This is a genomic window from Actinoplanes sp. NPDC089786, from assembly GCF_040684855.1.
GTDB lineage: Bacteria > Actinomycetota > Actinomycetes > Mycobacteriales > Micromonosporaceae > Actinoplanes.
Map to the genome: position 1 here is coordinate 106,349 of NZ_JBFBGU010000024.1, position 13,626 is coordinate 119,974.

Genomic DNA, 13,626 nt, shown 5'->3' on the forward strand with positions numbered 1-13,626 from the left:
GACCGTGGGCCCGCGGCAGGCGACGGTCGGCGCGCTGGACGCGGCCTCTACCCGCGGGCGGTGGCAGCCAGCGCCCGGAAGATAATGGCCGGACGGGAGAGTTCGGTCGGATGCGCCAACATTGTCGTGACACGGCCGACGGTGTGGTTGACCGTACGGTCGCGGGTTGAGGCTTTGAAGACCAGGCCGCTTGCCCATTGGATGAACTTGTAGCCACGTGGGTAGGGGCCGTCGACGTGGGGCAGGGCCAGGTCGGACAGTGTTGACACCTGCCAGGCGGCGTCCACGACCACTCGGACGTCGGCGAAGTAGGACAGCGCCGGCTTGGCGAGGTCGGGGTTGCCGCGCAGGTACTCCGACAGGCAGCTGGCGTGCATCATGGCCGAGGTCATGCCCTGGCCGTAGACCGGGTTGAACGACGCGACGGCGTCGCCGGTGGCGATCAGGCGGGCCGGGAACCGGTCGAGGCGGTGGTAGTCGCGGCGGCGGCTGTCGGCCTGGTGGTAGGTGACCACGTCGCTGGTGCGTTCGGCGGTGGTGGCGACGTCGCCGAACTCGGACGGGAAGTCGTTGGTGCAGCGGCGCTGGTAGTCGTCCGGGTCGCGGCTGGGGCGGTCGTCGTTGTAACCGGCCACCAACATCGTCCAGCGGTCGCCTTCGACCGGGGTGAAGCCGGCGATCCGCGCGACCTTGCCGGGCCCGGGGTTGGCGATCGAGATCGTCGTCCACACCTTGGCGTCGGCCGGGCGGCGGAAGAACGCGGTCGCGTAGTTGAGCTTGATGTTCATCCGCTGCATCGGCGGGCGCGGGAACCCGTACCCCTCGATCCAGTCACCGAGCCGGCTGGAGCGGCCCGTCGCGTCGGCCACGAACCCGGCCGGCTCCTCGACCACCTCGTCCGACCCGGCCGGCGCGTAGCGCACCCCGGTCACCGCGCCGTCCACAATCGTCAGGCCGTCGACCCGGCCGTGCAGCGTGCGGACGTTCGGCAGGGCGAGCACCCGGTGTCGCAGCAGCGCCTCGAGGAACGGCCGGCTCGAGATGATGCCGATCATGCCCTGTCCGGTCGGCGGGTCGAGCCGCAGCTCACCGTCGATGTAGAAGCGTCCCGCGTCCGGCGGCGGATTGACCGCCCCGGCCGCCAGCGCCGCGTCGACGAAGCCCGGAAACCACCGCTCGAGCTGAATCTGCCCCGACGGCAGCAGCGCGTGCACCTGGCTGCCCTGCGGCACACCCGGCCGCGGGCTCACCGCCGCCGCCGGATCACGCGCGATGTCAGCATCGGACACATCCAGCGCGGCCAGATCATCCCGCTCAATGATCAACACCTCGTCGGCGTGATCACTGAGCACCCGCGCCGCCATCAGCCCCGCAACACTCCCGCCGAGCACAATCGCCCGCGCAAACTGAACGCGCTGCCCCGTCGGCCGCACAGCCGAGGTGATCACCCTGAACCGGTCCGCTGCCGACATTCCCCGCCCCGCAAACATGAAGGTTTCTTAGCCGTCCCAACGATAGCCATGGATCAATCGATCCGCTGCCTGCGGCTTCGCAAAATCAAGCAGAGGTACGGACGACCACCGCACCGTGGCGCCCACGCCGGGCCGTCGCCGGTCACCCTCCCTGCCCCACCACCGGGTTGTCCCGCGGGGCAAACCCCCGACCGCCGCCGGCATCGCAGGCCCCGATCCACGCCACCCCGACGGCTGAGTTTCCGGCTTGATCTCGACTTTCCACAGTTCCCTGACACGGTCGTCGTGCCGTCGTGCCGTCGTGCCGTCGTGCCGTCGAGCCACGGCTGTGGCTGACCGGCGGCGAGGTCGACATGGCCGCGATGGCGACGGCGCTTCGGCCGATCTGATGGCACCGAACCGGATCCGCTTCGTTACGTCGCCTGGGTGTCCGTCGCTCCTGAACGTTTGGATGCCGGCGCCGCCGAGCTGGACGCGTTGAACGGGAGTGCGCCTCAGCATGCGACTACCGATGCGAGTGGTCGCGGTGAGGTTCTCGCGGCTGTCGCGCTCGACCGGGAACGGCTTGATGAGCTGACGGAGGCGTGGATCCCGGTTGTCGTGGGGGAACGGCGCGGGGTGCTCGTGTTCACGAACTGTGATTGACCACCCGGGACGACCCGGCGGTGGGGCAGGGAGGGTGACCGGCGACGGACCCGGCGTGTGCGCCACGCCGGGTTTACGTCGGGCGTATCCAAAAGGGTCTCGTTCTTTCGACCCGGCTTGGATGACGCCTGAGCACGGTCCCCGAGCCTCTCGTTTGCTGACCGCCACCGCTAGGCGTCTCGCTTTCTCAGCGCCCAGATGGCGCCGAGCACCGCGGCCGCCGCCCAGCCCACGCCGACCAGACCCCACAGGACCTCGCCGTGCATGAAGCGGTCGCCGGCCGTGTTGGGCAGGTAGTCGGCGACCGTGTTGAAGACGTCGGCGTGAAGGACGTCGGCGAGCAGGCCCAGCAGTTCGGGCACGATGAAGAGCAGGACGAACAGGATGGTCAGGGCGCCGGCCGTGCGGCGGACCAGGACGCCCAGACCCAGTGACAGCACCGCGGTCAGGGCCAGCTGGGCGCCGATCGCGATGATCTGGCCGGTCAACTGCGCGGCGTCGACATCGGCGAACTCGCGTAGCAGGGGAGCGCTGGACGCGACGCCGATCGCGGCGATGACCGTGCCGGCGGCGAAGACCGCGAGCAGGACCACCGCCGTCTTGGCCAGCATCAGGCGGCTGCGGCTCGGGACGCAGGCCAGCGTGACCATGACGCTGCGGGTGGCGTACTCGCTGGTCGCCACCAGCAGGCCCAGCGCGCCGCAGATGACCAGCAGCCAGCCCGCGGCGGTGATCGCCTCGGACGCCGCATCCACCGAGCCGTGTGGCGCGCCTGAGGCCCGCAGCGCGCCACGGTCGCTGTCCGCGTTGGACGCCGCCACCAGGACCATCGTGACCAGGGCGCCGCCGGTGAACCACCAGGTGGAGCGGACCGTGCGCAGCTTCACCCACTCGGCCCGGACGGCGCTCATGCGCGGACCCCGAACTCGGTGCTGTCGGCGGTCAACCGCATGTAGGACTCCTCCAGGGACGACTCGACCGGTTTCAGGCCGTACAACAGCAGGCCTTTCTCGTGCGCCTGCCGGCCGACCTCTTCCGGGGTCGTGCCGGGGATGGTGAGTTCGCCGGGGCCGGACCACTGCGCGGCCGGGTAGGCCGACGCCAGCGGCTGCAGAGCGGGGCCCGAGACGACCGTGCCGCCGCCGGTCAGCAGGTTCGCCATCGGCTCGTCGGCGATCAGGCGGCCCCGGCCGATCACGACCAGGCGGTCGGCGGTCAGCTCCATCTCGCTCATCAGGTGTGACGAGACGAAGATGGTTCGACCCTCGGCGGCCAGTGTGCGGAGCAGCGTGCGGATCCAGCGCACCCCGTCGGGGTCGAGGCCGTTCACCGGCTCGTCGAGCATCAGCACGCGCGGGTCGCCGAGCAGCGCCCCGGCGATGCCCAGCCGCTGGCTCATGCCCAGCGAGTAGGTGCCGGCCCGCCGCCGGGCGGCGTCGCTCATGCCGGTCATCTCCAGAACCTCCTCGACCCGCGAGTACGGGAGGTCCTGGCTGCACGCCATCGCCCGCAGGTGGTCGCGGCCGCTGCGGTTGGGGTGCACCGCCTTCGCGTCGAGCAGGGCGCCGACGGTCCGCAGTGGATGTTCCAGCTCGACATAGCGGCGCCCGTCGACCAGCGCGACCCCGGCGGTGGGCGCGTCCAGCCCCAGGATCATGCGCATGGTGGTGGACTTGCCGGCGCCGTTCGGGCCGAGGAACCCGGTCACCAGCCCGGGCGTGATCTCCAGGGTCAGGTCGTCGACCGCGGTCGTGGCGCCGAACCGTTTGGTCAGTCCGCGAAGGCTAATCATGGCCGGAAAGTTAGCCGCCTTCACGGCCCTCTGTTTACTGTCTTTCGTCGGGTGTCGACACGACTTTCGTCGTCGTACTGTGTGGTCCATGCCCCGCTGGTGGAACTGGTCAGACCTGCTTCTCTGGCTGACCATGAGCGCGGTCCTGTTCATCTCCGACGACCCGCTGCCGTGGTGGCAGAAGGCGATCATCGTGGTGCTGCTGGCGCCCGTGGTCGCGGCGAGTCACCGCTGGCCGGTCCCGGCCGCCGCCGTCCCGGTGGTGCTGGCGCTGGCCACGACCGGCGGCCTGTTCTCCGACGCGCTGATGGTGCCGCAGGTTGCCCTGGCGCTGCTGCTCGGCCGCAACACGGCGCGCCTGCGAGCCGGGCTGATCTTCCTGGCCGTCCTGCTCGTGGCCGCGGCGGTGCTCGACGCGCTGCCCGACGCCGCCACCGCGCTGACCACGGTCATGCTGCCCTGGCTGGTCGGCCGGCTGGTGCGGCGCCACGACGAGCTGGTCCGCGACGGCTGGCAGCTCGCCGAACGCCTCGAACGCGAGCAGGAGCTGACCCGCCTGGTCGAACGCGCCCGCATCGCCGGCGACATGCACGACTCGCTGGGTCACGAGCTCAGCCTGCTCGCCCTGCGGGCGGCCGCCCTCCAGGTCGATCCCACCCTGGACGACACGGCCCGGAAGGCGGCCGGCGAACTGCGCGAGTCGGCGTCCCGCACCACCGAACGCCTGCACGAGATCATCGGCGTGCTGCGCGAGGACGGCCCGCTGACCAACACCTCCGTGACCGGCGTCGTCGAACGGGCCCGCGCCTCCGGCCTGACGATCACCGTGGAAGGCGAGCTGACCGGCCTGCCACCGATGAGCGACCGCGCGGCCTACCGTGTCGTGCAGGAGGGTCTCACCAACGCGGCCAAGCACGCGCCCGGCTCACCGGTGACCGTCCTGCTGTCGACCGACGAGACGACGGCGGTCGTGACCGTCCGGACATCGTCACCGGCCGCGATCACCCCCGGCGGCTTCGGGCTGGTCGGCCTCGACGAGCGGGTCCGCATGGCCGGCGGACGCCTGACCGCGGGCCCCGTGGCGGAAGGCGGTTTCGAGGTGACGGCCCGGCTGCCGCTGATCCCCGGTGCGGCGCCGGCCCAGCCCGACGCCCGCATCGAGCTGGCGCGGGCGAAGCGACGGGTCCGCCGGAGCGCGCTCGACGTCCTGGTGGTCCCCGCCGTCGCGGCCGCCGTCCTCCTGCTGGTGACGGTCGGCTACGAGGCCATCACGGGCAGCCGCAACGTCCTGCCCGCCGACGACTACGCCCACCTCCGCGTCGGCCAGGACGCCGCCTCCGCCGAATCCCTGCTGCCCGCCTACTCCCCGTCCCGCGACCGCCCCGCCGCCACACCACCCGACCCGCCGGCCGCCGACGAGTGCCGCGTCTACCGCGTTCACGCGACGGCCCGCTCACCCGCCTACCGCATCTGCTTCACCGCCGGCCGCGTGTCCTACATGGACCGCCTGACCATCCCGGGCCAGTAAGCGGGCCAGTAAGAATGAAGATCAAGAGCCTGATGTCGTGGCTGGGTGGGTGGTGCCGACCGTCGCTCCCGCCGAGGCCGGGCCCACGGCTCCTGGCCGCTGGCGCGTCCAGAACGGAGCCGCGAACCCTTCATTCTGTGTGAGTGGTAACCCGCCGGCGCTGCGCGCCGATTCCCGGATCCCGCCCAGCCCGAGCCGCGCCACCTGCCGTGCGACGGTCGCATCGAGCCCGGCGAGATCCCGCGCCCGTGCGACCAGGTCCCCGAGCCGGCCATCGCTGGCCGTCGTCATCAGGTGGTCGCCAAATAGCCGTCCCCACCCCCACCCCGGTCGAGCGGGATGCCTTGAACCACCGGCCCGAACCAGCCGCGGCGGCCGCCACACGTCAAACCCCGGAACCGCCCGAGCCAGGCCACAGTGATCCGCCGCGCATCCACTCCCGCCCCGAGAGGGCTTCCGGGTGGAGGTCTGGTGTATCGCTCGCGCTGGTCATGGGTGGAGCTTCAGGCGCACCAGGCACCCCACGTGCCCGCTCGCCCTCCCTGGCGCCGCTCGCTCTCCCCGCCAAGCGGCGCAGTAGAGGGGCCGCGGTCGGTGTGCCGTGTTGCTCTACCACCGTCACGACCAGCGGTAGAGCAACACGGCATCGCGGCCCCAAATGCCGTCAGGGCCTACCGCTGTCACGGGCGGTGGTGGGGTAGCACGGCTTTACGGTGCTGGATGCCGTCAGGGCCTACCGCTGTCACGAGCGGCGCTGGAGCAGTACGGGATTACGGCCCTGGATGCGGTCGGGGCCTGCCACTGTCACGGGCGGTGGTGGGGCAGCACGGTGTCGCCCGCCCGGACGCCGTCAGGGCCTACCACCGGTGCGGGGCGGCCAGGACGAGGGGCGGCAGCGAGGGTGAGGGGCAGCCCGGGCGCCTGGCAACCCGGCTCAGCCCATGACCAGTGCGAGGGCGGGGATTCAGCGAGGGCGGGCGCCGGTGCGAGGGCCGGCATTCAGCGAGGGCGGGCGCCAGTGCGAGGGCCGGCGTCCAGCGAGGGCGGGCACCAGGGCAGGCCGGCTGGCGCGGATGGGCCGGGCCTTCACTCGGAAGGCTGTCTAGTCATTCACCCGGTCGCCGGCCGCCTGGCAATCTGAGCTCTGGTGCACCGAGGACAAATTGTCCTTCGAGAGCAGCGTGACAACGCTCTGCCCGTTCACGATCGGGGACACGGAGGAGTTCCAGCTCGCCTTGCGAAGGTTCCACTGCCGTCCATTGTCGCCATGCCGCCGGCAGGATGGGCGCAGCCGCCCAGGACTCGCAGGAACCGTTGTTGTCTCGGCCATGTGCAGGCGCCGGAGTGACCACCATGTGCAGGTGACGGGGTGACCACCATGGCGCATACACGGGACTGCCACCGGAGCGTGGCGGCCATGGCTCGGCTGGGTGGGGGTGACCCGTGGCGGGGCGGGAGGGTGACCGGCGGGGGTCTGGCCACGCGGGACAACCCGGCGGTGGGGCAGGGAGGGTGACCAGCGACGGCCCGGCGTGTGTGTCACGGCGGGTTGGGTCGGGCGTACCTCAGCAGGGTTTGACGTTGAGGAACGAAGATGGTCGAGGCGGTGACGGGGGTTCGGAATCGTTGCGTCGCCACGCTGGGAGGGTGGGGGAAGCCCGTCGCCCGCGGGAGAACTGGTGATTGGTCATGGCGGCCGGAGCAGCGGTAGCGTCGCGCTCGGCTCGGGGGCGCGACGTGCACGCGGCGGCCATGGGGGTGGATGTGCGGATCGACGCCGGGGCGACCACTCTGAGTGTCGTGGTTACTGGCGGCGGCCTTGTGCCGGCGTCAGCGTCATGGGTGCTGGTGCGGCTGGCCTACCTTGGCGGGCGGAACGGGCGGGCCGGGACGTAAAAGGACCGGCGTCCACGGGGGAAGACGCCGGTCCTGGTGATGGACGTTACTCCACTGGCAGATGACTTGTCGATACGGGATTACGGGTTTCCACAGATGATTCGCGTGCTGCTGGCCGACGATGAGGCGATGGTCCGGGCGGGGGTCCGCGCGATCCTCGACAAGACCGGCGACATCGAGGTGATCGCCGAGGCGGGCGACGGGCACGAGGCGGTCGAGTTGTGCCGCGCGCACCGGCCCGATGTCGCGCTGCTGGATATTCGGATGCCCCGGCTCGACGGGCTGGGGGCCGCGGCCGAGCTGCGGCAGGTCGCGCCGGACGTGTCGGTGGTGATGCTGACGACCTTCTCCGAGGACGAGTACATCACCGCCGCGCTGGACGGCGGGGCCAGCGGGTTTCTGCTCAAGTCCGGTGATCCGTACGAGTTGATGGCCGCGATCCGGGCCGCCGAGCAAGGGGCCGCCTTCCTGTCCCCGCGGATCGCGCACCGGGTGATCCAGCGGCTCAGCGGCGGCCCGGCCGCCCGGCAGAAGGTGGCCCGGGAACGGGTCACCCTGCTGTCGCCGCGGGAGCGGGAAGTGCTCGGGCTGATCGGGGCCGGCCTGTCCAACGCCGAGATCGCGGCGCGGATGTTCCTCGTCGAGGGCACCGTCAAGGCGTACGTGAGCAACGCTCTGACCCGCCTGGAACTGAAGAACCGGGTGCAGGCGGCCGTCTTGGCGTACGAGGCGGGTCTTGTTCCCTAGAGCGTCGTTGTGATGGGGGACGGACGACCCTCGGGAGATGCAGCGGTGAGTGAGAACCTGATCGACGAACGCGTGAAGCGCCTGCTGGCGGCGGTGTCCGCGGACGGCAAGACCTCGGAGCACCCGGTGGTCTCGGCGGGGGTGAAACCGAACCAGGCGCTCCAGGTGCTGACCATGGCGCAGCGCACCGCCGAGCAGCACGTCGCCGACGCCAACCGGGACGCCGCCAAGATCCGGGAGGCGGCGCAGCAGGCCGCCGAGAAGGTCGGCCGGGAGGCCCAGGAGCACGCCGACAAGGTGCGCCGGGACGCCGAGAAGGCGACGGCCGAGGCGCGGACGGCGACCGACGCGGCCAACCTGGACGCGCAGAAGACCGTGGACGACGCGCGCCGGCAGGCCGAGCGGATCGTCCAGGAGGCGCGGACCAAGGCCACCGCGATCACCAGCGACGCGCGCGGCGAGGCCCAGCAGCTCGGGGCGCGGGCGCAGCAGCGGTACGACGACTTCGTCGGCGGGCTCAGCGCCAAGCGGGAGGCCCTGCAGCAGCAGATCGAGGCCCTCGAAACCTTCGACCGCGAGTACCGGGCCCGGCTGATGTCGTTCATGCAGGCCCAGCTGCGGGCCCTGTGGGTGGACGAGCCGCAGGTCGAGGAGGCGCCGGCCGAGAAGCCCGAGGTCATCGAGGCGGCCGAGGAGAAGGCCGAGCAGAAGGAGGACGCTCCCGAGGAGCGTTGACAGCACGCCTAGCGTGATGGTCATGGAGAACGGCGGCACGCGCGATCACGCCGTCGAGCAGACGCCGGCCGCCGACCCGCCGAGCCGTTCTCCCAAGGCCATCGCGCCGAACCTGCTCGGGGCGGGCAACCGGGCCGTCGCCGCGCTGATGCGCCGGGCCGGGGACGGGGACGGCGACGACGGCGAGTCGCTGATGGCGCTGCTGCGGGGCGGTGGCGGCGCGCCGCTGCCCGAGGCGCCGCGGGCCGCGTTCGAGCAGGCGCTCGACCATCCGCTGGGCCACGTCCGCGTGCACGACAGCAACGCCGACGACACCGCCGCCCGGTCGGTCGGCGCGGACGCGTTCACCGTCGGCAGCCACGTCTACTTCCGGTCCGGGCAGTACGCCCCGGGCACCCCGGACGGCGACCGCAAGCTGGGCCACGAGCTGATCCACGTGGTCCAGCACGACGAGGGCCGGGTCGCCGCCGGGCCGCAGCACCGGGACGCGGCGGTGTCGGCGCCGACCGACCCGCTGGAGCGGGAGGCGTACGCGGGCGAGGAGGCCGTGGCCGCGACCGCGGCGGCCGCGCCACCCGCACCGGCCGGCCCGATCGTGGCGCCGACCTCGCCGGTGGCCGGGGAGAAGCCCGACGAGCAGGTGCTGCCGCCGGCGCCGAGGGTCGAGCCGCGCATCCCGGAGGGGGCGCCCCGGCCCGGGCCGGTGGTGGCGACCGTGGCGAAACCGGTCCCGGCGGTGGAAAAGGCGCCGGCGCCGGTCCTGACAGCGCCACCCGCCGAGGTCGTCGAGCAGGTGGCCGCGCCGACCAGCCTCGGGGCCGACCTGGCCGCCGCCTACGACGAGCAGATCCAGGCGGTGGCCGCGAGCGTCGCCACCGGTCTCGCCTCCGTCGCCGCGGCCGCCGACCAGCAGCGCGCCGCGATCACCACCGCCGCCGAGACCGAGCGGCAACGGCTGGCGGCGAACTACGACAAGGCCCAGCTCGACGCGATCGCGCACGTCGACGGCCTCAAGACCCAGGCGATGGCGGCGGCCGAGGCCGAGGCGGCCCGAGCCGTCGCGGGCAGCGAGGAACGGGCGGTCGCGATCCTGGCCGAGGGGCGCGGCGCGGGCGGCACCGGTGAGCCGCCGTCGGCCGAGGCGCAGGTCAAGGCGGCCGGCCGGATCGCCGAGCGGGCGGCCGACCAGGTTCGGCAGACCGGCGCCAAGGTGGCCACCATGGTCCGGCAGGAGGCCGCGCATCACGTCGCCACCAACTACGACCCGATGCTGCGCGACTACCTGACCACGCTGGCCGGGTCGCGGCCGGCGGCCGAGCAGGCGATCGCCGGGTTCGTGCAGACCGCGATGGCGCGGGTCGATCACACCGCGGCCGAGGCGGCGACCGCTCTGCGTACCCTCGGCGAGCACGCCGCCGCCACGCTGACCAGGGAGAAGGCGGCCGCGGTGGCCGAGGCGGCCGGCTTCGAGGGCGCCGAGCAGCCGGTCCTCGACGAGGTCGCGCAGATCGCCTCGGAACGGCGTACCCAAATCACGGCCCAGGGAGCGCAACTCGCCGCAGCGGCCGCGAGCGGCGCGGACAACGCGGTTCAGGCGATGGCCGCCGTGGCCACCGGGATGCGCGACCAGCTGACCCGCGGCGCCGCCGAGGCCGAGACCAAGCTCGCGCAGGGCGCGGCCGAGTTCCGGAGCGGGCTGCAGACCGTGCACGACAAGGCGCTGCAAGGCTTCGCCAAGCTGGTCGACGACGCCCTGGTCAGCGAGGACAGCCTGCTGGCCAAGGCGCGGGCCGAACTGGCGAGCGCGCCCGGCCGGGTGGACGCCAAGTACACCGGGCTCAAGGGGCAGGCGGCGAACAGCCCGATCCAGCGGGGCATCTGGTCGTCGATCACCGGCTGGGTGTCCGACCTGCACGACAGCGCCAAGAAGTGGTTCGCCGACACCTTCGGCGACTGGCTCGGCGGGCTGCTGCTCGGCATCCTCGAAGGCCTGATCATGGTCGGCGTCGGCCTGCTCATCGGGTGGGCGGTCGGCGCGGTGGTCGGGTTCTTCATCACCGCCGGATCGGTCGCCGCGATCGTCACCGTGGCGATCATGCTGACCCTCGGCATCGGGCTGAACATCTACAACCGGTTCCAGGAGTTCTACGCCGACAACCCGGGCCAGGACGCCGGTTTCTGGCGCGGCCTCGGCCTGGTCGGGCTGGGCATCGCCGACCTGACCGGCATCCCGTTCATCATCGAGGGGACGGTCGGGCAACGCGCGTTCGGCGCCAAGATGAGCCGCTTCGACGCCAACGAGCGGCTCGGCATGGGCCTGGTGTTCCTGGGCGCCACGGTGGTGTCGGCCAAGAACTTCTTCCGGGCCAAGCCCAAGGTGGTGGACAAGCCGACCGCCCGGCCCGAGCCGCGGGCCAACCCGAGCGAGATCGCGCCGGCCGGCCTGTCGCCGAAGCTGGAAGGGATCCGCGGCGGGCTCACCGACCCGCGCGCGATCGAGCAGTTCGACACCATGTTCAAGTCGCTCAAGGGTGACAGCGCCAAGATGGAACGCATCCTGGACGGGTTCGCCGGCAAAGGCCCGGTCGAGGAACGCCTGATCAAGGACTGGGAGGCGAAGAACCCGGCCCCCGAACCGCCGCGTGGCGACGCGCTCGACCAGGTGCCCGAGCTCAAGGCGCGGGCCCAGGCACTGCGCGACGAGATGGTGACTTTCCGTGAGAAGATCCCGGGCATGCCCGACCGGATCAAGTCCCTGGACGGCGAGATCGAAGGTCTCAACCGGATGCTGGACGGCCGGCTCGAGGCCTCGGCCGAGCAGGTGACCAGCAAACGATCGAACCTGGACGGCATCCGGGACGAGTTCACCGAGGCCAGGCAGGCGTCCGGGGTCACCGGGGTGAGCCGGAAGTTCTCGCTCGACGGCCGGCCCGACGCGGTCGAGGTGGACGTGGTGTCGGACGGCGGCCGCACCTGGACCGACGTGAAGTCGACCGAGCCGTTCGGCACCGAGAGCAACGCCTGGACCGGCAAGGAGGGCCACCAAGGCCTCCAGGTGCAGGCCGAGGAGATGGTCCGGTCGGCCGGGCAGAACAAACTGCCCGACGGTACGACGCCGAAGGTGCGCTTCAAGTTCACCAAGGGCGTCACCCCCGAGGTCCGCGCCGGGCTGGAGGGCATGGGCATCGAGGTGGCCGGTCCGACCGCCGACGTCAAGCCGCAGCCGATCCCGATCCAGCCGCCCAGGACCGACAAGGAGAAGGCGGAGTGACCGACAAGCTGCTGGCCGCCGCCTTCTACCTGACGCCGGACCGCTCCGACCGGCCACTCGCCGACCTGCTGGCCACCGCGGGAGCGGACGACATCGGCGACGGGGTCTGCCGGTGGGCCGGCCTGACCTGCCGGGCGTACGTCGTGTCCGCCGTCGCCAACCGCATGCTGGTGCTGACCTTCTTCCGCGACTTCGACGAGGACGCCCTGGTCGGAGCGTTCGAGGGGGCGTGCGAGGCGCTGGAGCCCGAGGCCGCGCTGGTCGTCACCCATCCCGACCAGGCCGGGGTCGACGCGCTGCGGCGGCTCTCGGCGCAGGTGGCCGAGGCGGACGCGACGGCGCTCGCCGCCCGCCGGTTCGGCCTGCTCTACGTCAGCGACAAGCTGGCCGACTATCAGACCGGCGGCTGGATCGGCGCCGACCGCGAGGTGGTACCCACGGTCGGCGGCCGGCTCATCTTCGGTGGCGAGGGCGCTGAACGCCTCTCCTGACGACTTACGCCGTGGCCATCAGCGCGAAGATGTTCTCCAGCTCGGTGCGGTCGACGCCGGCGGCCAGGGCCAGGTGGAGCAGGAGGCGGGACTTGTACGGGTCCAGGCGCCCGGCCGGGATGAGCCGCCGCTTGATCAGGTCGCTCTCCGAGCCCGCGAACGCGTACGTGCTGATCCCGGTCAGCCCCGAGCCGGTCCGCGAGGCGAGCACCACCGGGATCCGCTGCGCCGTCGCCTCCAGGGTCGCCACCCAGCTCTCCGGCACGTGACCCATCCCGAACGCCCCGATCACCAGCCCATCCAGCCCTTCTCCCTCGGTGAGCGCTCGCAGCAGTTCGCCGTCGTCGCCGAGCGAGGCGGGATAGATGACCACCCGAGGCTCCCGGCTCGGCGCCGGCAGGGTGAGGCGTCGCGGTGGGCGATTCATCAGGTACGCGCGGCGCTCGGCGACGTAACCCAGCGGTCCGCCGGTCGGTGACGCGAAGGCCGAGACGCTGGTGCTGTGCGTCTTGCGTACCCGGCTCGCCGCGTGGATCTCATCCGACATCACGACCAGGCAGCCCAGCTCGCGCGCCTCCGGTTCGGCCGCGGTGACGATCGCGGCGAGCAGGTTGCCCGGCCCGTCCGCGCCGGCCAGCGAGGGATTGCGCATGGCGCCGGTCACGACGATCGGCTCCGGCCGGCGGTGCAGAAGATCCAGCAGGTACGAGGTCTCCTCGATGGTGTCGGTGCCCTGCGTGATCACGATCCCGCCGGCCCCTTCGTCCAGGTGCCGTTCGGCCGCTTCGAGCGCGCTCACCACATCCGGAATGGAAACCGAGGCACCCGGCACCTGCAGCCGGCTCTCGGTGACAATGTCGAGCTCGAGGGTGCTGAGCCCGGGAACCGAGGCGACGAGCTGCTCGGCCGACAGCGCCGGCCTGGCGCCGCCCTCGGGTGGCCCGGTCATCGCGATCGTCCCGCCCAGCCCGATCACCGCAACCCGCATGGCGCCCTCCTCCGTCGGTCCTTGAAGTCCATCCCGGACCGACGAGGCCCGCAACTCGAAG

10 protein-coding genes are annotated in these 13,626 nt (G+C 72.0%); 6 read left to right on the plus strand and 4 right to left on the minus strand.

Translation table 11 applies throughout. The features are described from left to right. Positions 1 to 47 precede the first annotated feature (47 nt). Positions 48 to 1,352 carry an FAD-dependent monooxygenase gene (locus AB0O15_RS40365; protein WP_364330783.1) on the minus strand — a complete coding sequence of 435 codons (1,305 nt, stop codon included), beginning with the start codon at positions 1,350 to 1,352 and terminating at the stop codon, positions 48 to 50. Positions 1,353 to 1,898: 546 nt separating this feature from the next. On the opposite strand from AB0O15_RS40365, the gene AB0O15_RS40370 reads away from it, so the two are divergent. Further along, positions 1,899 to 2,117, plus strand: a complete 219-nt coding sequence (locus tag AB0O15_RS40370; protein ID WP_364330786.1) for a DUF6210 family protein — start codon at positions 1,899 to 1,901, stop codon at positions 2,115 to 2,117. A gap of 170 nt (positions 2,118 to 2,287) precedes the next feature. Here AB0O15_RS40370 and AB0O15_RS40375 read toward each other — a convergent pair whose 3' ends face one another. Continuing rightward, positions 2,288 to 3,028 carry an ABC transporter permease gene (locus AB0O15_RS40375; protein ID WP_364330788.1) on the minus strand — a complete coding sequence of 247 codons (741 nt, stop codon included), beginning with the start codon at positions 3,026 to 3,028 and terminating at the stop codon, positions 2,288 to 2,290. Beyond that, the gene (locus tag AB0O15_RS40380) at positions 3,025 to 3,909 is read right to left on the minus strand and encodes an ABC transporter ATP-binding protein (RefSeq protein WP_364330791.1); all 885 of its coding nucleotides are present in this window, start codon (positions 3,907 to 3,909) and stop codon (positions 3,025 to 3,027) included. Before AB0O15_RS40380 ends, AB0O15_RS40375 begins: the two co-directional genes overlap by 4 nt. A gap of 88 nt (positions 3,910 to 3,997) precedes the next feature. Here AB0O15_RS40380 and AB0O15_RS40385 point away from each other — a divergent pair, with 88 nt between their 5' ends. From AB0O15_RS40385 to AB0O15_RS40405, 5 genes are all read left to right on the plus strand, one after another. Next, positions 3,998 to 5,437 carry a histidine kinase gene (locus AB0O15_RS40385; RefSeq protein ID WP_364330793.1) on the plus strand — a complete coding sequence of 480 codons (1,440 nt, stop codon included), beginning with the start codon at positions 3,998 to 4,000 and terminating at the stop codon, positions 5,435 to 5,437. A 1,992-nt stretch (positions 5,438 to 7,429) separates the two neighbouring features. After that, entirely contained in the window at positions 7,430 to 8,080 is a 651-nt protein-coding gene (locus AB0O15_RS40390) for a response regulator transcription factor (protein ID WP_364330796.1), read from the plus strand. Positions 8,081 to 8,125: 45 nt separating this feature from the next. Then, positions 8,126 to 8,815 (plus strand): hypothetical protein, encoded by a 690-nt coding sequence (locus tag AB0O15_RS40395; protein WP_364330799.1) that lies wholly within the window; start codon positions 8,126 to 8,128, stop codon positions 8,813 to 8,815. A gap of 22 nt (positions 8,816 to 8,837) precedes the next feature. After that, positions 8,838 to 12,086, plus strand: a complete 3,249-nt coding sequence (locus AB0O15_RS40400) for a DUF4157 domain-containing protein (RefSeq protein WP_364330802.1) — start codon at positions 8,838 to 8,840, stop codon at positions 12,084 to 12,086. Beyond that, entirely contained in the window at positions 12,083 to 12,577 is a 495-nt protein-coding gene (locus AB0O15_RS40405; protein WP_364330805.1) for a hypothetical protein, read from the plus strand. The genes AB0O15_RS40400 and AB0O15_RS40405 overlap by 4 nt, the downstream gene beginning before the upstream one ends. Positions 12,578 to 12,581: 4 nt before the next feature. Here the strand turns inward: AB0O15_RS40405 and AB0O15_RS40410 are convergent, their stop codons facing one another. After that, positions 12,582 to 13,565, minus strand: a complete 984-nt coding sequence (locus AB0O15_RS40410; RefSeq protein WP_364330808.1) for an asparaginase — start codon at positions 13,563 to 13,565, stop codon at positions 12,582 to 12,584. Positions 13,566 to 13,626: the final 61 nt, after the last annotated feature.

Coding starts and splice junctions, on each gene's coding strand:
- AB0O15_RS40400 (WP_364330802.1), top strand. CDS start 8,838: ATGGAGAACGGCGGCACGCGCGATCACGCCGTCGAGCAGACGCCGGCC.
- AB0O15_RS40380 (WP_364330791.1), bottom strand. CDS start 3,909: ATGATTAGCCTTCGCGGACTGACCAAACGGTTCGGCGCCACGACCGCG.
- AB0O15_RS40390 (WP_364330796.1), top strand. CDS start 7,430: ATGATTCGCGTGCTGCTGGCCGACGATGAGGCGATGGTCCGGGCGGGG.
- AB0O15_RS40410 (WP_364330808.1), bottom strand. CDS start 13,565: ATGCGGGTTGCGGTGATCGGGCTGGGCGGGACGATCGCGATGACCGGG.
- AB0O15_RS40385 (WP_364330793.1), top strand. CDS start 3,998: ATGCCCCGCTGGTGGAACTGGTCAGACCTGCTTCTCTGGCTGACCATG.
- AB0O15_RS40375 (WP_364330788.1), bottom strand. CDS start 3,028: ATGAGCGCCGTCCGGGCCGAGTGGGTGAAGCTGCGCACGGTCCGCTCC.